The organism is Campylobacter concisus (genome assembly GCF_002914005.1).
In the GTDB taxonomy this organism is placed as follows: domain Bacteria; phylum Campylobacterota; class Campylobacteria; order Campylobacterales; family Campylobacteraceae; genus Campylobacter_A; species Campylobacter_A concisus_N.
This window is the reverse complement of sequence record NZ_POZU01000041.1, coordinates 1-21,013: the sequence shown is the minus strand read 5'-3', so window position 1 is coordinate 21,013 and position 21,013 is coordinate 1. Positions and strand designations below refer to the sequence as shown.

21 protein-coding genes are annotated in these 21,013 nt (G+C 38.0%); 18 read left to right on the top strand and 3 right to left on the bottom strand.

The window, feature by feature from the left end; all coding sequences use genetic code 11:
- Positions 1 to 93 precede the first annotated feature (93 nt).
- From rpmH to CYP54_RS04805, 18 genes are all read left to right on the top strand, one after another.
- Positions 94 to 228 (top strand): 50S ribosomal protein L34, encoded by a 135-nt coding sequence (gene rpmH, locus CYP54_RS04890; RefSeq protein ID WP_002940373.1) that lies wholly within the window; start codon positions 94 to 96, stop codon positions 226 to 228.
- A complete protein-coding gene (gene rnpA, locus CYP54_RS04885; RefSeq protein WP_103604417.1) occupies positions 216 to 551 on the top strand; it encodes a ribonuclease P protein component in 336 nt (111 codons plus the stop codon). Before rpmH ends, rnpA begins: the two co-directional genes overlap by 13 nt.
- Positions 548 to 889, top strand: coding sequence for a membrane protein insertion efficiency factor YidD (gene yidD / locus CYP54_RS04880; RefSeq protein WP_103604416.1), 342 nt, complete (start codon positions 548 to 550; stop codon positions 887 to 889). Before rnpA ends, yidD begins: the two co-directional genes overlap by 4 nt.
- 1 nt (position 890) lies before the next feature.
- Positions 891 to 2,444 carry a membrane protein insertase YidC gene (gene yidC, locus CYP54_RS04875; RefSeq protein WP_103604415.1) on the top strand — a complete coding sequence of 518 codons (1,554 nt, stop codon included), beginning with the start codon at positions 891 to 893 and terminating at the stop codon, positions 2,442 to 2,444.
- A complete protein-coding gene (locus CYP54_RS04870) occupies positions 2,444 to 3,505 on the top strand; it encodes a Jag N-terminal domain-containing protein (protein WP_103604414.1) in 1,062 nt (353 codons plus the stop codon). The genes yidC and CYP54_RS04870 overlap by 1 nt, the downstream gene beginning before the upstream one ends.
- Entirely contained in the window at positions 3,502 to 4,827 is a 1,326-nt protein-coding gene (gene mnmE / locus CYP54_RS04865; RefSeq protein ID WP_103604413.1) for a tRNA uridine-5-carboxymethylaminomethyl(34) synthesis GTPase MnmE, read from the top strand. Before CYP54_RS04870 ends, mnmE begins: the two co-directional genes overlap by 4 nt.
- 31 nt (positions 4,828 to 4,858) lie before the next feature.
- Entirely contained in the window at positions 4,859 to 5,596 is a 738-nt protein-coding gene (locus CYP54_RS04860; protein ID WP_103604412.1) for a DUF8095 domain-containing protein, read from the top strand.
- Between the two features lie 32 nt (positions 5,597 to 5,628).
- Complete coding sequence (locus tag CYP54_RS04855; RefSeq protein WP_103604411.1) at positions 5,629 to 6,399, top strand: DUF8095 domain-containing protein; 771 nt, start codon at positions 5,629 to 5,631, stop codon at positions 6,397 to 6,399.
- Positions 6,377 to 7,129, top strand: coding sequence for a DUF8095 domain-containing protein (locus tag CYP54_RS04850; RefSeq protein ID WP_103604410.1), 753 nt, complete (start codon positions 6,377 to 6,379; stop codon positions 7,127 to 7,129). The genes CYP54_RS04855 and CYP54_RS04850 overlap by 23 nt, the downstream gene beginning before the upstream one ends.
- 343 nt (positions 7,130 to 7,472) lie before the next feature.
- Positions 7,473 to 9,662 carry a phosphoribosylformylglycinamidine synthase subunit PurL gene (gene purL / locus CYP54_RS04845; RefSeq protein WP_103604409.1) on the top strand — a complete coding sequence of 730 codons (2,190 nt, stop codon included), beginning with the start codon at positions 7,473 to 7,475 and terminating at the stop codon, positions 9,660 to 9,662.
- Positions 9,663 to 9,665: 3 nt separating this feature from the next.
- Positions 9,666 to 10,727, top strand: a complete 1,062-nt coding sequence (locus CYP54_RS04840) for an SDH family Clp fold serine proteinase (RefSeq protein WP_103604408.1) — start codon at positions 9,666 to 9,668, stop codon at positions 10,725 to 10,727.
- Between the two features lies 1 nt (position 10,728).
- On the top strand, positions 10,729 to 11,463 hold the full coding sequence (locus CYP54_RS04835; RefSeq protein WP_103604407.1) for a TerB family tellurite resistance protein: 735 nt from the start codon (positions 10,729 to 10,731) through the stop codon (positions 11,461 to 11,463).
- Positions 11,464 to 12,036, top strand: a complete 573-nt coding sequence (locus CYP54_RS04830) for a hypothetical protein (protein WP_103604406.1) — start codon at positions 11,464 to 11,466, stop codon at positions 12,034 to 12,036.
- A gap of 22 nt (positions 12,037 to 12,058) precedes the next feature.
- Positions 12,059 to 13,591 (top strand): bifunctional phosphoribosylaminoimidazolecarboxamide formyltransferase/IMP cyclohydrolase, encoded by a 1,533-nt coding sequence (gene purH, locus CYP54_RS04825; protein ID WP_103604405.1) that lies wholly within the window; start codon positions 12,059 to 12,061, stop codon positions 13,589 to 13,591.
- A gap of 80 nt (positions 13,592 to 13,671) precedes the next feature.
- The gene (gene msrB, locus CYP54_RS04820) at positions 13,672 to 14,712 is read left to right on the top strand and encodes a peptide-methionine (R)-S-oxide reductase MsrB (RefSeq protein WP_103604404.1); all 1,041 of its coding nucleotides are present in this window, start codon (positions 13,672 to 13,674) and stop codon (positions 14,710 to 14,712) included.
- A 73-nt stretch (positions 14,713 to 14,785) separates the two neighbouring features.
- Complete coding sequence (locus CYP54_RS04815) at positions 14,786 to 15,124, top strand: hypothetical protein (protein ID WP_103604403.1); 339 nt, start codon at positions 14,786 to 14,788, stop codon at positions 15,122 to 15,124.
- 1 nt (position 15,125) lies between these two features.
- Positions 15,126 to 16,316, top strand: coding sequence for a peptidase M50 (locus CYP54_RS04810; protein ID WP_103604402.1), 1,191 nt, complete (start codon positions 15,126 to 15,128; stop codon positions 16,314 to 16,316).
- Positions 16,317 to 16,319: 3 nt separating this feature from the next.
- A complete protein-coding gene (locus tag CYP54_RS04805) occupies positions 16,320 to 16,613 on the top strand; it encodes a metal-sulfur cluster assembly factor (protein WP_021091019.1) in 294 nt (97 codons plus the stop codon).
- Positions 16,614 to 16,703: 90 nt separating this feature from the next.
- Here CYP54_RS04805 and ftsZ read toward each other — a convergent pair whose 3' ends face one another.
- The 3 genes from ftsZ to CYP54_RS04790 are packed head-to-tail and all read right to left on the bottom strand — an operon-like array spanning position 16,704 to position 20,749.
- Positions 16,704 to 17,843 carry a cell division protein FtsZ gene (gene ftsZ, locus CYP54_RS04800; RefSeq protein ID WP_103604401.1) on the bottom strand — a complete coding sequence of 380 codons (1,140 nt, stop codon included), beginning with the start codon at positions 17,841 to 17,843 and terminating at the stop codon, positions 16,704 to 16,706.
- Positions 17,844 to 17,857: 14 nt separating this feature from the next.
- Positions 17,858 to 19,285, bottom strand: coding sequence for a cell division protein FtsA (gene ftsA, locus CYP54_RS04795; protein WP_103604400.1), 1,428 nt, complete (start codon positions 19,283 to 19,285; stop codon positions 17,858 to 17,860).
- A 6-nt stretch (positions 19,286 to 19,291) separates the two neighbouring features.
- Entirely contained in the window at positions 19,292 to 20,749 is a 1,458-nt protein-coding gene (locus CYP54_RS04790) for a peptidylprolyl isomerase (protein ID WP_103604399.1), read from the bottom strand.
- Between the last annotated feature and the right edge of the window lie 264 nt (positions 20,750 to 21,013).

Below are 21,013 nucleotides of genomic sequence, written 5' to 3'. Positions count from 1 at the left end.
ATGGAGTTGTGGCTTTTTAAGCTAAGTTATTCAAAGGAATTTAAGTATTGCTTTGATAAAATCCCACTTTTTATATTAACTTTAAGGATAGAAATGAAAAGGACTTATCAACCTCATAAAACCCCTAAAAAACGCACTCACGGCTTTCGCTTAAGAATGAAAACTAAAAATGGCCGAAAGGTAATAAACGCTAGACGTGCCAAAGGTAGAAAAAGATTGGCTGCTTAGCTGGTTTTGAGTCGTTAAGCGGCTCAAAAGAATTCTCTCAAGTTTATAAAGAGGCTAGCAAGTGGCACTGTGATGCTTGCATTGTTTTTTATAAACCAACAAATGAAAAAAAAATAGCAGTAGTTGCTAGTAAAAAAGTGGGAAAAGCGGTAGTTAGAAATAGAGCTAAAAGACTTTTGAGAGCCTCTTTTTTTAACATTTCTAGTGAATTAAAAGATGGCACATATATTATGATCGCAAAAAATGGAATTACAGAAATTTCATTTGAAAAAATTTGTAAAAATTTAAGTTGGTCTACAAAAAAAATGGGATGTTTAAAATGAAAAAAATTGCGATTAAAGCTATCGCTTTTTATCAAAAATATATTTCCATACTTCTGCCAAAAAGCTGTCGCTATTATCCGACTTGCTCACAATACGCGATTTGGGAATTTCAAACAAATAGTTTTTTTTCTGCTTTTTTTGCAACCTTCATGCGAATTTTAAAATGTAATCAGCTTTTTAAAGGCGGTATCAACTACCCAATCATCTACAAAAAATTTAACTTATGTTTTATATCTCAAAAAAGTGATACCAAAAATGTAAATTTTTGGTTTGTCCCTTGTCAGAATAGTAAATTTTATGTCGTAAAAGTATTAGATAAATTAAAGGAAAAAAAATAAAATGGAACAGATGTCTATGCAAAAAAGGTTGCTTCTTGCAGCACTTTTATCTATTGTTTTTTTTATAGTGTATGATTTTTTTATGCCAAAAAGAGTGATGCCTGAGCAAAACCAAACTACAATGTCTCAAACAATAGATCAAAATAAAGCTCCAAATATAAATCAAAATACGCCAAAATCAAATGAAAATTTGGCTTCAAATGAGATAATCGCTACTATTAAAGGTCAAAGCTACGAAGCAAAGATAGATAATCTAGGAAGAATTTCAAAATTCTATCTAACTGAAGAGAAATATAAAACTGAAGATGGTAACAAAATCGAGCTTGTTTCGCAAAATCCATTGCCACTTGAGCTTAGATTTAACGATAGCACTTTAAATGCTGATGCTTTTAAGGTTGCATATAGTAGTGACGCTAGCGAGATAGATGCTAGCAGCGAGCCTAAAACCATAAAACTTACTCAAAAATTAGATGGAGTTATAGTCACAAAAAATATCAAATTTTACCCAAATGGCAGATATGAAGTTGAAGTAAATTTAAGTAAAAGTGTTGATTATTTCATCACTCCTGGCTTTAGACCAAATATCGCGATAGATAGCTATACAGTTCACGGCGTGATGCTTAGAAACACGGATGATAGCCTAAATATTATAGAAGATGGTGACGCCAAAGAGGTTAAAAACTATGCAAATACCACAATAGCGGCCGCATCTGATAGATACTATACAACGCTATTTTACTCATTTGAAAAACCATTTGAAGTAGCCGTAGACAAAGATTCTAACAATAATCCTATTCTTTTTGTAAAGGCAAATGATAATTTAAAATTAGGTGCATATATCGGACCAAAAGAGCATAAAATTTTAAGCTCAATGGACGAGAGACTAAACGACGTTATTGAGTATGGTTGGTTTACATTTATAGCAAAACCGATGTTTGCATTTTTAAATTTCTTACATAACTACATCGGCAACTGGGGTTGGGCGATAGTTGTACTAACGCTTGTCATAAGGATAGTTTTATTCCCACTTACATATAAGGGCATGCTATCGATGAATAAGCTAAAAGAGCTTGCTCCAAAGGTAAAAGAGATCCAAACAAAATATAAAGATGATAAGCAAAAAATGCAAGTTCATATGATGGAGCTTTATAAAAAGCATGGTGCAAATCCGATGGGTGGTTGCTTACCGATCTTGCTTCAAATCCCAGTATTTTTTGCGATCTACCGCGTTTTACTAAATGCGATCGAGCTAAAAGGTGCTCCTTGGATACTTTGGATACACGATCTTTCAGTAATGGATCCATATTTTGTATTACCTATTTTGATGGGTCTTACGATGTTTTTGCAGCAAAAGCTTACACCAACGACATTTACTGATCCTATGCAAGAAAAGGTGATGAAATTTTTACCTCTTATATTTACATTTTTCTTCGTGACATTCCCAGCAGGTCTTACACTTTACTGGTTTGTAAATAACGTTTGCTCGGTTGTTCAGCAAGTGTTTGTAAATAAACTTTTTGAAAAACATAAAAAAGCTACGGAGGTAAAGGCTTAATGAAAATAGAAGCAAATACCCTTCAAGAGGCATTTCAAAAGGCAGCTGAGCAGCTTAATTGCTCAGTAACTCAGCTTGATATAAAAGTTTTACAGCATCCAAGCAGTGGTTTTTTTGGATTTTTTAAAAGAAGTGCGATCATTGAAGCAAATTTAGAAAATCAGCCAAAACCACAACATAAACCAAAAAATGATAGAAATTTTACTAAAAAAAATGATGAGAGTGAGAGTGTAAAAGAAGAGAAAAAGCAGAGCAAAAAGCACGATCATAATGATAAAAAGCGAAATCCTAAAAAGCATAAAGATGAGAAAAATGAGGCTAAGTCTGAGCAAAAAGAACATAAAAATGAAAAGTCAAATTTAAGTGAAAAAAATGAAGCTCTAGCTAAAGATGCATTTGCTCAAAAGAGTGAAGAAGAAGCTGAAACAGGATATGTGATAAAGAGACTTGACGAGCCAAAAGAAATAAAGGAGCCACAAGCTAGCAAAAATGCTCCTAAAAATATTTTAGATAATTCTATTATTGAAAATTTTAACCAAACTGATGAAGATAGTGCGGCTCAAGCTTTACAAAAAGAAAAAAAAGAAAAAGCAATAATCAACTTCGATAAAATTTTACCTGAGATCAAAGATGGCATGAACCGTCTTTTTAAGGCAAGTTGTTTTGATATTAGTAAAATTGAAGTTAGCAAATTTGACGATGAAACGGTACTTATAGAGCTTGATGGGGCTGACGCGGCTCTACTTATAGGTAAAGAAGGTTATAGATATAAAGCGATATCTTATATGCTTTATAACTGGTTAAACTCAAAATACAACTTTGCTATCCGCCTTGAGATCGCACAATTTTTGCAAAATCAAGAAGCGATGATGGATCAGTATCTAAATGGCGTGATCGAGCGTGTGCAAAATAGTGGTAGAGCTCAAACAAAGCCACTTGATGGGGTTTTGGTCAAGATCGCACTTGAGAAACTTCGCGAGAAATTTCCAGATAAATATGTCGGCATAAAAAGCGGCAATGACGGCAAATTTGTCGTTGTAAATGACTTTTTCAAAAAATGAGTGAAACTATCGCAGCCCTTGCTACAGCTTATGGCATCGGCTCAGTTTCTATCGTAAGGCTTAGCGGTAAGGACGCTCTGGCCACCTCTTTAAAACTCCTTAAACTTTCAAATTTAGAGCCAAGATACGCAAAACTAGCCAAAATCTACTCCCTTGATGATGAAATTTTGGACGAGGGCATCGTTATATATTTTAAAGCACCAGCAAGCTTTACTGGCGAGGATATCGTCGAGTTTCAAACTCATGGTGGCGTAATGGTGAGCGAGAGAATTTTAAATGAGCTAATAAGAGCTGGCGCTAGGCTTGCTATGCCGGGCGAGTTTAGCAAGCGGGCATTTTTAAATGGCAAGATGGATCTAGCTAAGGCCGAGGCGATACAAGGGCTCATCACTTCAAAAAGCGATATTGCTGCTAAAATTTTGACCCGCCAGATGCAGGGCGATCTTAGTAAATTTGTAGGAGAGATAAGGGGCGAAGTGGTCAAAACTCTTGCCTTTGTGGAGACGATGATTGACTATGCTGATGATGATTTGCCTGCAAATTTACTAGAGCAGACCAAGCAGATGCTTTTAAAAAATAGTGAGAAACTAGAGCGCATAGCCACACTTAGTGAGCAAAGAAGAGGGCTGATCGATGGCTTTAAGATCGCCATCGTTGGTAAGCCAAATGTTGGCAAAAGCTCCATTTTAAACTCATTTTTGGCATACGAAAGAGCGATCGTTAGCGATGAGGCAGGCACGACCAGGGATAGGATAGAAGAAAATTTTAAGATCGGCTCGCATCTAGTTCGCATAATAGACACCGCAGGCATCAGAAAAGATGCAGGAAAGATCGAGCAAATCGGCATAAACTACTCAATCTCTGCCATAAACGAGGCCGACATCATCCTAGCTATCTTTGATGGCTCAAATCTAAGCGACGAGCAAGACGAAGAGATAATTAGGCTCGTTTTAGATTCAAATAAAAAGGCTTTTTTTATATTGAATAAAAGTGATTTGCCTTTTAAATTTGACACCAAGCTAGATGGCGCTATCAAAATTTCAGCAAAAACCGATACGAGCGTAGTTTTAAAAGAGCTTGAAAACTATCTCAAGACGCAGGATACCGACGAGATCATGCTAAGCTCAAACCGCCAAATTTTAAGCTGTAAAGAGGCGAGTGAGGCTTTAAAAAGAGCCTTTTTGAGACTCAGCGAAGAGGAGCTAGAAATTTTTGCTTATGAGCTAAATAGTGCGATAAAAGCACTTGCAAGTATTACGAAACCATTTGAGAGAAGTGAAATTTTAGACGAAATGTTTAGCAACTTTTGCCTCGGCAAATAACTAAATTTACTCCGTAAAAAAGGAAAAAATAGTGAAAAAAATCTTATCTATAGCCGCTCTAGCTGCGTTGCTTGGCGGTTGCATTCCTTCGCAGGATCATCTAGCAAGCAACGTAGTATCGCCCGAGCCAGACTGGATCAAATATCTAGAAAATGACGGCACCGTCGGCGATGTCGCATTTTTCTCAGAAAATTTGAGCGCAACCTACGCGCAAAAAAATGGCGATATCATCGGCATGGCACTCATAAAAAAAGACGGTCAAAACCTGAAGCTTGGCGATATGTACGCGCAAAACGGGGTTTCGTTTATAGTTTTAGAGCTTAACGATAAGGAAAAATTTGGCTACCAGTACATAAATATGCGCGATAAAAACGAGCTTGCGACTCTAAGAAATGCTAAAAAGGTCAAATTTTATCAGTTTGGCGGCGGCATATTAGAGAGCGTAGTTTTTAGCGCGGACTCGGGCGCGGTGTGCGAGAGTTTTGCGGCGGGCAAGACGGTAAAAGCTCATGCCGTGACTAATTATTACGATAAAGAAAACCCCGACAATAGCGAATTTTTCGCGACCCTGATGGATATCGGAGTGAAAAAAGGCAAAAGCGCCGAGATCAAAAATCTAAACTTTAAATTTTTCGTTAGCGACGGTAAGCTAGCTAGTATGCAGACGCGGGCTCGATCTGCGGAATTTAGGAGTAAAGTCATAGACGCCGACGCTAAAAAACAGGAGCGAATCCTATCAAACATCGTTTGTGCTGCGCCTAAAAACTGATCACTTTTATCAAATTTAAACGCGAGTGCGAGATGAAAAACTTATTTCTAGCGGCTATTGCGGCTCTGGCTTTTTACGGTTGCGCCGGCATCACTAGCAGCGCAAACAAAGCAGAGCGCGACGTCTCAAATATCGACGTTCCTGAGGATAACTGGACGAGATATCTGGGTACTGACGGCGCCGTTAGAGAGGTTGCCTTTTTGACGGCGTTTTTCTCGCGTGATTTTCGCACTCAGCCTGAGGACGGCGAGCCTATAGGCTTTGCACTCACTAAAACAGACGGTGCCAGGCTGCCTTTTAGGCTCGGAGCCGTCTATAAAAGCGGCGATAGTGCGTTTATGCTAAAGGATGCCGATACCGAGGCGGAGTTTGATCTAAAAGACGAAACGAGTGCGACCCAGCTTCGTGGTGCTCGGCGGATCAAATTTTACGAATTTAGCTCAAATTTGACGACGGTAGCGGTTTTTGAGGCGCCGATTTCGGTTTGCGAGGCGTTTCAAAAAGGCGGTAACGTGAGCGTGAAATCAGCATCTAGCTACTATGGAGTGCACAATTTAGAAAAACGGTATTTTACGGCCGTTATAACGCAGGCAAAAATTTCCTCCAAAAGCGGCGCGCTACTTTTAAAATCTCAGATAAAAAATTTTACAAATCCAGACGGCTCGCAAGAAGTAGCCGAAAAAACGCCTAAATTTGAGGAAAAAATCCAAAACGAGTTGCGCGGGTATGAGCTGAGGCTTAATCAAATTTGCGCTTTTGGCACGAAAAAAGAGAGCAAAAATGAAAAACAGGATGATTTTTAAGACTGCGGCAGCTGCTGTTGCGGCATTAGTATTTGGTGGTTGCGCGGCCATCACAGGCGAGATGGGCGGCGAGAGAGCGTGGCGTACGTATATGGAAAACGACACTAGCATACGGCAGATCGGGTTTATAACCGAGACTACGGTCTATGAGATGAACGGCGGTAAAACCGAGGAGAAATTTGGCGACTACATGGGTAGGGCCGAGGTGAAATCGCCGGGCGAGAGCGACTTGGCGAGCCAAAATCTAGGCTGGGTTTATGCAAGCGGCGACGGCGTAAAAACTCTGATAGTGATTGATCTAGATAGCGGTAGAAATGTAGATTTGAGCGATAAAGACGAGATAAAAAAGCTACAAAACTCAAAGAAATTTAAGTTTTACGAATTTGGCGGCGGGATCCTTGAGAGCGTGGTTTATAGCGCGCAAAAATCTCCTGTTTGCAAGGCGTTTTTTGGCGGCGAACCTATAAGTGCTAGAAGCGTGACGAACTACTACGTGGGCGCGTCTGACGAGTTTTTCGCTACCGTGATCGACGCGAAGATAGTCGGAAACAAGGGCTTTGAGATAAAAAATTTAGACTTTAAATTTAACCTGCCTAGCAGCAAGCTGGCCGAGGCTAAAGAGCAGGCGACTTCTGCGAAATTTAGACAAGACGTCATCGATCAAGACCTCAAAAAGCAAGGGCGTATCCTGCTAAACATACTTTGCTACTATAGTATGCCGAGCAAATAGTCGTTTGTGGCGGGTAATCGCCTGCTGAATTTGACGGAGTATCGGACTTTCTTGCGTCAAATTTAGGGTTCTAGTATGCTTAAATTTTTAATTTCCACAGCTAGTTCAAATTTGGCATTTGTCTAAAATTTGAGCCGTTCACCAAGACCCGTACCGCAAAAATGCTAATTTTTCGGTTGAATTTATAGCCGAATCAATAACTACAAATATAACATTTTAGCTTGCTATATGAAGTTTAGACTCTTATTTTATTCGTCAAATTTGTTCTGTTTTCGCTCCTTTGGTTTATCATCTTTTTATGCAAATTTAAGTAAAATCAACCAAAATTTTTTAAAGGCTAAAAATGGACAAAGCTACCGTAAAAGCGCACAAAATCAGCGACCAAGAGTACGAAGAGATCCTAAAGATCCTAGGCAGAGAGCCAAATTTGCTCGAGCTTGGCATATTTTCAGCGATGTGGAGCGAGCACTGCAGCTATAAATCAAGTAAAAAATACCTAAATGGCTTTCCGACAAAAGCTCCTTGGGTCATACAAGGGCCTGGTGAAAATGCCGGCGTCATCGACGTTGGTGACGGGGTTGCCGCTGTGTTTAAGATGGAGAGTCACAATCATCCAAGCTTTATCGAGCCGTTTCAAGGTGCTGCCACTGGAGTTGGTGGAATTTTAAGAGATGTCTTTACGATGGGCGCAAGAGTTGTTGCAAACATGAACTCACTTCGTTTTGGTGAGATAAGAGGCGAGAGCGAGCTAGCTAAAAAGCATAGATATTTGCTAAAAGGAAGTGTCGCAGGCATAGGGCACTATGGCAACTGCATGGGTATCCCAACGATCGGCGGCGAGACTACATTTGATCCTAGCTTTAATGGCAACATCCTAATAAATGCCTTCGCGCTTGGACTTTGCAAAAGTGATGAAATTTTTTACGGCAAGGCTGAAGGTGTGGGCAACCCAGTCATTTACGTGGGCTCAAAGACCGGTAGAGACGGACTTGGTGGCGCTGTGATGGCTAGCGATAGCTTTAATGACGAAAATAAATCACTTCGCCCAACGGTGCAAGTAGGCGACCCATTTGCCGAGAAACTGCTCATGGAGGCGTGCTTAGAGCTCTTTAAAAAAGACTACATCATCGGCATCCAAGATATGGGTGCAGCAGGACTTACAAGCTCTAGCTTTGAGATGGCTGGCAGAAGTGGCAGCGGCATGAAGATGTATCTAGACCGCGTGCCGATGCGCGAAGTTGGCATGACGCCTTATGAGCTAATGCTAAGCGAGTCTCAAGAGCGTATGCTAATATGCGCCAAAAAAGGCTATGAGCAAAAGGTACTTGAAATTTTTAGAAAGTGGGACCTTGACGCTGAGATCATCGGCGAGGTCACAAGTAGCGGTGTGATGCAGCTTTACTGGCATGGTGAGCTTGCAGGCGAAATCCCTATCGGCCCACTTAGCGAGGCGGCTCCGGTGCTTGATCGCCCAGTTGCACGTCCAAAATATCTTGATGAGATAGCAAATTTAAAAATTCCAAATAACGTTGATAATAAAATCGCATTTTTCAAGCTTTTAAAAGAGTCAGAAGTGCTAAATAAAAGCTTTATCTACGACCAATACGACGCAAATATCCAGACAAACACGATAAAACAGCCAGGGCACTTAGGCGCTGCAAGCATCAGAGTAAAAGGCACTAAAAAGGCTGTCTCTATGGCTGCGCAGTGCGATCCTAGAGCAAATTTTGTTGATCCAAAAATTGGCGCTGCAAGAGCAGTTGCTGCAGCTGGCAGAAAAGTAGCGATGAGTGGCGCTGTGCCACTTGCGATCACTGACTGCCTAAACTACGGCAACCCGCAAAATCCAGAGGTTATGTGGCAGTTTAAAGAGGGATGTGAAGGTATAAAAGAGGCTTGCCGTGAGCTAAATACGCCAGTTGTTAGCGGTAATGTGAGCCTTTATAACGACACTGACGGCGTTAGCGTCTATCCAACGCCAGCCATCGTCACGGTTGGGGTAAATGAAGATGTAAATTTAAATCTAAAAAGCACATTTTTAAGCGAGGGCAGGGCGATTTATCTACTTGGCGAAACAAGCGGAGAATTTGCTGCCTCACTTTACGCAAAGGCGCTATTTGATGTGGTCGGCGGAAAGCTAAAAGAGGTTGATTACAAAGCTGAGCGAGCCCTTTGGGACCTAGTGATAGAGGCAAATAAAGAGCAAATTTTAGAGTTTGCAAATAGCGTAGGCGTAGGCGGTCTTGCTATTACACTAGCAAAAATGGCTAGCATCTCAAACATCGGCGTAAATTGCGAAGTGAAATTTAAAGAGCCAAATTTCATCTTTGATGAAAGTTTTTCAAGAGCAGTCGTAGGAGTGAAAGACGAGGCTAAATTTGAAGCGCTTGCTGCTAAATTTGGTGTGAAATTTGAAAAGATCGGCGTTAGTGGTGGCAGAAGATTTAAACTAAATGATATAGATGAGAACATGGACGAGATAAGAGAAATTTATCTAAATGAGTTTTCAAAAATAGTTAGAAAAGAGGATTAAAAAATGGCTTTGAAAAAGGGCAAGGTCACTGAGGCTGAAAATGAGCAAAAGGAAGCAGAACAAGTTGAAAAACGAGGAGTAGCAAAGCCGCCAGTACTTTTTAGTAAGACACAAAATTTAATAAAATCAATCGAAAAAAGACTAAACGCTACCTTGATAACTTACTATAATTCAAACGCTGGTAGCGTTTGCGGCAACGATGCAAGTGCTATGTATGAAATTTTAAAGGGCAAAAAGATAGATACTGCTTATCTTTTTATAAAAAGTGACGGAGGAAGTGGTATTGCTGCTCTTAGGATCATCACTACACTTAGAAATTACTGCAAAAATTTAATAGCCTTAATACCTGCAAACTGCGCCTCAGCTGCTACCATGATGGCACTTGGTGCAAATGAGATCGTCATGGGGCCACTTGCCTATCTAACGCCTGTTGATACCTCGCTCAAACACGAGCTTAGTCCGACAAACAAAGGTAATGAGCTTGTAAGTGTTTCTATGGATGAACTTAGTCGTGTGGTCAAGCTTTGGAAAGAACAAGATAAAGATAGGCCAAACGACACAAACCCTTATAACTCACTTTATGAGTATATTCATCCGCTAGTCTTTGGTGCGGTTGACCGTGCTAGCTCACTATCGCTTAAGATTTGCACCGAGCTTCTTAGGTATCACATCGAGGATGACAAAAAGATCGCAGAAATTTCTGAAAGGCTAAATGGTGACTACCCAGCTCATGAATATCCAATCCTCTTTAGAGAGGCGCACGAGATCGGCCTTCATGTAAAAAAGATGGATGATTATCTAAATGAGATGCTCCAAGAGCTAACGCTGCTTTACTCTGAGATGGGTCAGCGGGCTTTTACTGACTACGATGAAAATAGCTACCACGATAACAATATCGCAAATATCATTGAAACAAATGGCAAGCAAATTTACTATCAGATCGACAAAGACTGGTTCTACCGCCCTGAAGAGCGCCGCTGGAATGTAATGAACGACGAGAGCTCTTGGCGTAAAAACGAGCTAGTAAATGGCAAAATAAAAAATACCATCTATCACTTGTGGTAACATGTCTGGTATCTTATTTTTATTGATACTAGGCGGTGCTATATTTTTGCTGCTAAAAGTACAGTTAAGCAATAACCGCAGAAAACAAGCAAACGTAAATGAGGCTAAATTTTTAGTCTCACTTTTGGCAAAAGTGGCTAAGAGTGACGGCAGAGTTAGCGAGCTAGAGGCTAGGCTGATCACTCAAGTGCTTGATGATCTAAGCCAGAAAGTTAGCGGTGTTAGCGGCGTGCGCGAGTATCTAAAAGAGGTCTATAATAGTCAAAAAGAAAATGTAGATAACGCCTATGAAACCGCTAGAAACTATAAGCGCACGTTTAATTTAAACTATGATATATGTGTAGCCAGACTCACATTTTTTCTAAATTTAGCTTATATTGATAGTGAGTTTAATGCAAGTGAGCAAGCTGTCATTAGAAATATCGCTTATGGATTTGGCATTGACAAAGATACACTTGATGAGATTATCTTAAAATTTGATAATTTTTATAGTTCAAGATTTAAAACAAATTCTAATACCGGTATAGAAAAAAATGATCCATTTGAGGTTTTAGGACTTAGCAAGAGTGCAAATTTTGATGAGGTAAAGCTTCGTTATAAGGAGCTTGTTAGACAGTATCATCCTGATATCTTAATGGGTAGGGGCGAGAGTAAAGAGGTGATCGAGCGCTCAACTAAAAAGCTTCAGGAGATAAACGAGGCTTATGGGCGATTAAAAGAGAAATTTGGAGTTTAGATGAAGAAATTTATTATTTTGCTGCTAGCGGTGGCTGGATTTTGTAATGATTTTAAAGTGGTAAATGTCGATGGAAAAGAGATAAAATTTAAGCTTACGCAAAGTGAGCTTTATCGAGATCAAAGGTTAGTCATCAGCAACTACGATGTTAAAGATAGCAATGTGAGCATAATATTTGTCGATAAAGATGGCAACAAGAGCGACATTATGTCAGTTCAAGCAAAAAAATTAAATGAAATTAGTGAGTATATCTTTTCGTATGATCGCGGTATAAAGGTGATGAAATTTAGCTCGAAAAAGCCGATATGCGAGGCGCTTGAGAAAGAGGAGCCTATAAATTTAAGCGTATTAGATGCGAGATATTTTGATGGCAATCAAATTTCAAGCTATGCCTTTAGCGTTGATATTGTTGGTCAAAAGCGTGAAAACTTTGTAGAGAGAAAAGACTATTATATAGATGCAGCTGCAAATGTTATGGTTGCGCTAGAAGCCTTATCGATAAAGAATATCGCAAAGGATATAAAAATGGGGCAGCTTCTGCTAGTAAAAGGTATATGTTTAACAAAAAGATAAAAAATTTAATAAAGGAGAAAAAATGAGAGCATTGCTTAGCGTTAGCGATAAAGAGGGCATTGTAGAGTTTGCAAAGGGGCTAGAAGAGCTTGGTTGGCAGATACTTTCAACTGGTGGCACCTATAAACTTTTAAAGAGCGAGGGTGTCAAAGCTACTGAAGTTAGTGAATTTACAGCTTCACCTGAGATGTTTGAGGGCAGGGTAAAGACGCTTCATCCAAAGATACATGGCGGTATTTTACATAAGCGCGACGACGCTACACATGTGGCTCAGGCAAAAGAGCATGGCATCGAGGGCATAGACCTAGTTTGCGTAAATTTATATCCATTTAAAGAGACTACCATCAGGACTGATGACTTTGCTGAGATCATCGAAAATATCGACATCGGCGGCCCAGCTATGGTAAGAAGTGCGGCTAAAAATTTTAAAGACGTGCTTATCGTTACTAGCGTGCTTGATTATGATGAAATTTTAAATCGTCTAAAAGAGAAAAGCGATGATTTTGAGTTTAGAAGATCGCTGATGATAAAGGCGTTCGAGCATACAGCGGCTTATGATAGCATGATCGCAAACTATATGAATGATAGATTTAATGGCGGTTTTGGTGATGCTAGATTTATCGTGGGAAGCAAGGTTTTTGACACGAGATACGGAGAAAATCCACACCAAAAAGGGGCGCTTTATGAGTTTGATTATTTCTTTACAAACAACTTTAGAGCTCTAAAAGGCGAGGCAAGTTTCAATAATATGACCGATATAAATGGTGCATTGATGCTTGCAACTAGCTTTGATGACGCACCAGCTGTGGCTATCATCAAGCACGCTAACCCTTGCGGTTTTGCGGTAAAAGATACATTGCTTGAGAGCTACGAGGCTGCGCTTAAGTGCGATCCGATCTCAGCATACGGCGGTGTGGTTGCGATAAATGGCACACTTGATGAGAAGCTAGCAAAAAAGATAAATGAAATTTATGTTGAGGTAATAATCGCTGCAAATGTTGATGATGCTGCGCTTAAAGTATTTGAGAGCAAAAAACGTATCAAAATTTTCACTCAAGATAATAAATTTTTAGTTCGCTCAAATGATAAATTTGACTTTAAACACGTTGATGGTGGATTTGTATTTCAAGAAAGAGACTATGTAAAGGACGAAGAGCTTGAAAATATGAAGCAAATGAGTAAGAAATTTGCAACTGGTAGCGAGCTAAAAGACGCTCAGATCGCTTGGAAAGTGGCTGCGCTAACGAAGAGCAACTGCGTAGTTTATGTAAAAGATGGCGCAATGGTAGCTATTGGCATGGGTATGACAAGCCGTGTTGATGCTGCTCGTGCGGCCGTGGCAAAGGCAAAAGAGCTAAAGATCGATCTAAGTGGCTGCGTGCTTGCTAGTGAGGCGTTCTTTCCATTTAGAGATAGCATCGACATCGCCAACAAAGTGGGCGTAAAATGCGTCATCGAGCCAGGCGGCAGCATCAGAGATGATGAGGTGATAGAGGCTGCCAATGAGCATGGCATGTCACTATACTTCACTGGCGTTAGACACTTTTTACACTAAAATTTAGGGGCGCTTGCCCCTTTCTTCACACTTTATAACTTTAATTTTCGTATAATCTTTCAAAAATAAAAGGAGATAGAATGAAAAAGATCTTAAAATTTATCTTAATGGCAGCAGTGTTTTTTGGTCTAAATTTGATGGCAAAAGATGAGCTTATAAAGGAGCAGACGATGGCAGGGCAAAATTTAAAAGAAATTTATCTAGCAGGTGGTTGCTTTTGGGGTATGCAGGGATATTTTAAAAAGATATTTGGCGTAGTGGATACAAAGGTAGGCTACGCGAATGGCAAGAGCGAAAATACTAGCTACCGCGAGCTTCATGAGAGTGATCATGCTGAGACACTTTATGTAAAATACGACGAAAATAGAGTCGCTTTGGCTGAAATTTTGGCTCATTTTTTTAGAGTAATCGATCCGACCTCTCTAAATAAACAAGGCAATGACGTCGGTAGGCAGTATAGAAGCGGAATTTACTATGTTAGTGAAAGTGATCTACCAACGATAGAGAGCTTTATAAAAATAGAGCAAAAGAAATTTAAAGATAAGATCGTGGTTGAGGTGGCGCCACTTAAAAATTTCGTCTTAGGTGAGGAGTATCATCAAGACTATCTTGATAAAAATCCTTTTGGATATTGTCACATTGACCTAGGTTTAGCTGATAAACCGCTTTACGATGAAGCGAAATTTAAGCCGCTTAGTAAAGATGAGCTAAAGAAAAATTTAAGCAGCGAGCAGTATGCCGTGACGCAAGAAGCTGCAACAGAGAGGCCGTTTAGCAGCGAGTATGATAAATTTGATCAAAAAGGCATTTATGTAGATATAACGAGTGGAAAGCCACTTTTCTCAAGTGCAGATAAATTTGATGCAGGATGTGGCTGGCCAAGCTTTACAAAGCCTATCACGACAACAGCTCTTTCATATAAGGAGGACAACTCGTTTATGATGAAAAGGGTCGAAGTTAAGTCGCAAAATAGCGATGCGCACCTTGGGCATGTTTTTGACGATGGCCCAAGCGATAAGGGTGGGCTAAGATATTGCATAAATGGCGCGAGCCTTAAATTTGTACCGCTTGAAGATATGGCTAGGCTTGGATACGAGGAATTTATACCTTATGTAAAATAGCTTTTGTTGAAGCAAATCAATAGTTTAAAAAGTTTAATCAGAGTATAATTCTCCAAAATTAAAAGGAGAAAAAATGAGCGATTTTTTCAAAAACGCAGAGCAGTTTAATGTCGATGGTGCAACTGTGCCATTTTATAAATTTAATGAAAATGGTGTAAATTTTGTTGGCTTTGATTCACGTCCTTGCGTGCCGCCAGAGCCAATGGTCAATGCATTAATCGCTATTAAATTTGCTGATAAAGACACAAAAATTATGATGCTAAATCATAAATTTCCAGCTGGTCTTATACCAAAGATAGATAAGAGCTTTGACATAGAGCGTGAAGATATAGATGGTGGGGCTGTAAAGATGATTTTTAGCCTAAAAGACGGTGCAAACATAGAAGACGTAGATACGAGTCTTTGCCACTAAGATGCTTTTAAATACTTATGCACCACCATTTAAGCTAGTCGGTGGATATTTTATTGCTGGGATTTTCTTTTTAGCATTAAGTGTGCCGGCATTCTTTTATGCAGATTTTGATGCTATCAGCTCACTAAATACAGCTGGTTTTTTGCATATATTTTTTGTTGGCTTTGTTATGAGCATTATCATCGGAGCACTCTATCAGCTAACTTCAGTCATCTTAGAAAAGCCATTTTTTACAGCAAAAGGTGCTATTTTAAATTTGGCTATTTTTTGTCTATCGTTGCTGGGTATGTGTTACGGGATGCTATTTGCTGAGGCTAAAATTTTACAAATTAGTGGAGTTTTGCTTTTTTGCTCACTTGCCTTTTTTGCTACGACTTACGCATTAAGCTTTATGGATAATGAAAAAAAGAGCTTTGCGGCCTTTACGCTTTTTGTTTCAGCTATCTTTTTGGTAATTGGAATAACGCTTGGTTTTTGCTTGCTTATGATGCTTAGTGGCACGCTGATGCTTGATTTTGAGATGACGCTAAAATTTCACGTCTATTTTGTGCTGGGATTTGTATTTCTTGTGATACTTGGAGCTGCTAGCGTACTCTTGCCTATGTTTGCATTGGCTCACGATCTAAAATTTACACTTAGCAAGGCCTCACTAGCATGCTATATTTTGGGTGGTATCTTACTAGCTTTTAATGAAAATTTGTCTGTTTTGTCAATATGTGTGGCAGCTTTACTTTTTATAGCTCAAGCACTTTATATTTTAAAAAAACGCGTTAGAAAGGCGTATGATTACTGGAATGTAAATATCGTACTTTCACTGCTGGCTTTACTTGGTGCTGCTGTTTTTATAGCTTTGGATAAATTAAATTTAGCTGCATATTTTTTAATATATGGCTTTTTGTTTGCTTTTATCGTAGCTCATCTTTACAAGATCGCACCATTTCTCATATGGTATCACTACGTAGCACCTTTTGTTGGAAAGGTAAAAGTGCCACTTCTTGATGCCATGATACTAAAAAAGATAGCTTATTTTGGTATAGCTTTTAATGCTATCTCGCTTCTTTGCTATCTTTTCTCAACTTGCTTTGAACTAGAAATTTTAGTGCAAGCTGGTATGATATTTATAGCTCTTAGTGTAGTTTTACTATCAATAAATATAATAAATATTTTTAGATTTACTGGTTTTAAAGGATAAAAAATGAAAGAAAAAATTTATAACGCACTGTCAAATATCGTTGATCCAGAAGTTGGCTTTGATATCGTTTCGCTTGGACTTATATACGATGCGAGCTGCGATGAAAATGGCAAAGCAAAAGTTACTATGACGCTTTCAACTAAATCTTGCCCACTGCACGAAATGATACTTGGCTGGGTAGAAACTGCTGTGCTTGATATAGAAGGTGTCAAAGAGTGTGAGATCGATCTTGTCTGGGAGCCTGAGTGGAATATACAAATGGCAAGCGATTTTGTAAAAGCCCAACTTGGAGTTTAAATTTTAAGTTTTTGGATTTAAAGGTTTGTAAATTTCTAATAAGCTAGAGAGCAAAAGCTCTCTAGAAATTTTAAGGAGTTTGTTTTTTTATTAGTCCATTTGATGGCGCATAAATGATGGTACATCAAGTTGTGACATATAGTCTTCGTCATATCCACCACTAACTTTTTTAAGTCTTAATATACGCTCTTTTTTTATGATATCGCTTGCAGTAGAAGTTTGTACTTCATCTTTTTTTTCAGTTTCTTTTTGTGAGCTTTGAAAACCTGTTGCTATTATTGTAACTTCAACTTTATTGTCTTCTATTTTATCATCAGTTGTTGTACCAAATATAATTTCAGCATCTTCATCTGCTGCCTCATGAATAATACTCATCGCATTATTGATATCAGCTAGTGGGCAACTAGGGCTTATTCTAAAATGAACTAAAATACCAAATGCACCATTTATTGTCATATTATCAAGAAGTGGTGATTGTATAGCATTTTTTATAGCTTCTTGTGCTGCATCTTCGCCACTTGCTTCGCCAACACCCATTAAAGCTAGTCCTCTATGGCTCATAATCGTTCTAACATCAGCAAAGTCTAGATTTATGTCGCTTTTTCCTGAATCAAGCACGATTGTGCTCATACCATTGACGGCTCTTGCAAGCACTTCATCAACCATTTCAAAGCTTTCTTTTATACCAGCATTTTTATCAATTAATGTTAGGAGTTTATCGTTTGGAATGATAACAATAGAATCGCTTTCTTTCCTGAGCTCTTCAAGGCCACAATCAGCCAGTTTTCTACGTTTTTTTCCTTCAAACATAAAAGGCATAGTAACAACTGCAACTGTTAGCGCACCAATGTCTTTTGCAGCTTGAGCAACTACTGGAGCTGCGCCTGTACCAGTTCCACCACCAAGTCCTGTACCAATGAAAACTATATCTGATGTCTCAAGTGCACTTTTTACTTCATCGTAGCTCTCTTCAGCAGCAGCTTTTCCTATTTCAGGTCTCATACCTGCACCTAGACCTTTTGTTGTTTTCTCGCCTAGTTGAATTTTTGTATGTGCAAGAGAATTTTCAAGAGCCTTAGCATCTGTATTAGCAACAATAAGATCTATATTTAAATTCGGATTAACTCTTATTATGTGGTTGACCATATTGCCACCACCTCCACCTACACCTACGACCTTTATCTTTGCACCATAGATGCTTTTATTTTCTTCTACTGTGAAGCTACTCATTTTTGAAATTCTCCTTAAAATAATTGTGTAATACTATACCAAAATTTTGCAAAAGCATTTGGCTTTTTTTCTTGTTTGCTAATATCTGCAATATTGGCAAGTTCTTCTTTGCTTTTTGATTTATTTGCTACCTCTAATTCAAAATCTTTATCAGAAAAACTATCCTCTTTTTCATTTGGATCCTGCGTCTCTTGTCCAAAATTTTGTACATTTTCCTCTTCTGCAAAAACATTTCTAAAATTTGCTTTCGGTTTTGAGGCTATTTCCCCTTGGTATCTCATTTTTTTCTCAGAATCAATCTCGTATGGGCTAAAGTTGCCAGCACCATACAAACAAAGCCCTATAGCACAAGAATTTGCTGGATCTCTTAAAATTTCAAATAATCCATCCATTTCTTTTGGTTTTGCTATACGAACTGGCATTTTGTCAAATATTGCGGATGCAAGATCTCTAATGCCTTCTAACTTAGTCATACCGCCAGTAAGTATTATTCCAGCACCAATGCTATCTTTATAGCCGCTATCTTCTAGCATCTTAGCAAGTACCATAAGGGTTTCTTCTGCTCTGGCATATATAACATTTGATATTATGTCTAGTGAAACTTCGTGGCTTTTTGTTTCATCTCCAAGGATCGGGAGCTCTATTAGATCAACTGACTTATTTATTAAAGCGCCATAACCTAATTTTATCTCTTCTGCCTTTGGAAGAGGTGTATGCAGAGCCATAGAAAGATCATTTGTAATGTTTGCTGAGCCAACAGGTAAAAATTCATTGTATCTTATAGAATTTCCAGAATGTACCACAAGATTACAAGTCGCACCACCCATATCAACAAGTGCGGCACCAAGTTCTTTCTCATCTTTTGTTAATGTTGCTATCGCAGAAGCATATCCTGAAAGTACTATATTATCTAGTTGAACACCTGCTAAATTTACGGCTTTTCTTAGGTTGCTAATAGATGACTTTTGTACTGTAACAATATGTGTTTGAACTTCTAGCCTACTACCGTTCATACCTATTGGATCTTCAATATGTTCTTGTCCATCTACTTTAAAATTATAAGGAAGAACATGTAGTTTTTCATACTCATGAGGTATATCAGCAGTATGATCGGCCATTTGCATAGCACGCTCGATCTCTTTTATACCTATTTCATGATTTGGTATATTCACTACACCACTACTGTCAACGCTTTTTGTATACGCACCAGAAATAGAAACTATAACTTTTTCATAGCGTGTTCCTGCAACTCTTTGTGCTTCTATTAATGCATTTTTTATTGACTTTGCAGCTTGCTCTATATTAGTTATAACACCTTTTCTTATTCCCTGCGTTTTTTCAGTTCCAATTCCAATTATCTTAATACCATTTTCATCATGTTGTGCTATTACTGCACAAATCTGGAAAGAGCCGATATCTATACCTAAAATTTTTGTACTCAAGATAAATTACCTTTTGATATATTCTTTAATTTCATAGTATTTTTTAAGTTTGTTTGTTAAATCTTTTATTAACTCATTATTTTTAAGCATTGTAACGTTTTGCTGTGTTATTTGCTTATAGTTATTATCTATATTATCTACAAGCAACCTTTGTTCCAAAATATCGTATATAACGGCCTTATCTTCTAATATAACATAATCTTTTTTGTTGTTAGTTTCAAAAAGTTGAGAAACAAAAGCTCTAGTTTCGCTTTCATTTAGTCCTGAGATATAGCTATTTATATCTCTACTAATAAAGCCTATATCAGTTCCTTTGAAATTTTGTAAAGACTCTTTCGCTATGGTTGTTAAGTTTTCTTTTTTCTTTTTATCTTTGTAAATTTCAAGTACCATTACTCTTGCTTGTTCAAAACTCATAGGCTGTGGAGGAGTTATGCTTTTTACTCTAACTATTAAATATCCATCTTTATATGTAAATGGTTTTATAACCTCACCAACTTTTGCACCTTTTATTTCATCAAGCGAGAATGTTGCATTATCTTCATTTATACTAATAAATTCATTTGTTGCAAGCTCAGCTTTTTTTATAGAGGTATATTTTTTTAAAGCATCAGTCTTGCTTTTCTCGATATTGTAGTCTTTAATAACTTCAGTCTTTACTTCGTCAAATGATTTGATTTTATCATCAGAGCCTTTATATCTCTCCTTGTTTTCGTTGTAGTAGTCACTCAAAGTAGTTTGATTTACATCATTTTTGTTTGACTCTATAAAGTATGTTTCAAGACCGTATATAGTCTTTGTCATATAGTTGTTTTTATTTGTTTCCCAGAGATCCTTTAGCTCTTTTTCATCTATTTTTATATCGCTTTGATTGGCATTTATTATCTGTATTGCTAATTTGTCTTGCATAAAAAAGCTTGCTTCCATCATTGCAATGTCTTCTTTGCTGGCTGGTAAATTTAAAATAGTTCTAAGTTTATCAAGTAGTATTGTTAGTTTTAAATTTTCTTCAAAATCGGTTGGATTTATTCTGGCCCTTCTCAAAATATCGTGGTATAAATTTTTATCAAAGGTACCATCTTTTTGAAATGTTGGATCAACGATTATATATTTTAAAATATCATCTTTGCTAACACTAAGACCTATATCGTCTGCAAAATTTAATAGTAAATTCTCTTGAATTGTAGCTTGAAGTGCAGCATTTTGTAATCCTAACTCGTTAGCCTTTTCTTGCGTTAATTTACCATCAAAAAGATTATTGTAGTATTGATACAAACTATCGTATTTTTGTTGCAGTTCTTGAATACTTATATTTCTGTGTCCTACTTTTGCTACTGAAGTGGCTCGATTGCTGTTTAAATCATATGCTCCCCAGCCTACAAAGCCTGCTCCAACAAAGGCTATTGTACTTACCCAAATGGTAACAACTAGGTATTTTTTATGTTTCTGCATCCAAGACAACATTAAATTTTCCTTTAAAAGACTAACGAAATTTGTATGATATATTATATAAAATTGCCTTAAATAAGCTTAAAATAGGGGCTTTAAAAATATCTTTGTGAAGAATTTTGCTAACAATTTTTTAGTATTGTTAGCAAAATTTTTAAATACTATAATCGCTATAACCACTAGTTAAATGAAGCAATTTGCAGCTATTTTCTGGTAAAGCTATCTCTTTTGCAAGAAGTTGTGGGCTTCTGCTGTATGCATAAATACCATATCCTTTAA